This is a genomic window from Mesocryomonas lacus (genome assembly GCF_055730135.2).
Genome location: NZ_JBUZWE020000059.1, coordinates 1 through 487, shown reverse-complemented (window position 1 = coordinate 487; position 487 = coordinate 1). Strand labels below are relative to the sequence as shown.

At 59.8% G+C, this 487-nt stretch carries 1 protein-coding gene; it reads right to left on the bottom strand.

Annotated features, from left to right (window positions below; genetic code table 11):
* On the bottom strand, positions 1–487 hold a 487-nt coding region (locus ACZLZY_RS24920; protein ID WP_472936648.1), incomplete at both ends, for an AI-2E family transporter.

The window sequence follows — 487 nt, the reverse complement described above, 5'->3', positions numbered from 1 at the left end:
TCTCCACGTGCCGCCCCAGAACGACGAGACAGAGCGTTAGCGGCATCGAGAGGATCAGACCAATCGGTCCCCATAGCCATCCCCAGAACAGTGCCGCGACGATGACTGAAAACGGAGAAAGACCGGTGCTTTGTCCGTAGGCGATGGGCTCGATGACCTGGTTAAAAATGAGTTCGGTAACGACGAAGAGGGCGGCGGTCCAGACGACCATCGACCAGCCAGGGTCTACTGCAGCAGAGAGCGCGATCGGCAGGGTGGCTGCAAGGATCGGGCCGACGTAGGGAACGAACCGCAACACGATCCCGAGAATGCCCCATAGAACGGGACTGGGTACGCCGATCAGGAATAGTCCCGTACCGATGACGATCCCGAACCCGACATTGATCGTCAGGAGCGTTAGGAAGTAGCGGCTCAATCGTCGTGCGGCGTCGTCCATGGCGCCGGTGGTACGGTGAAGGTCGCTTGAACCGAACAGGCGGATCATTCG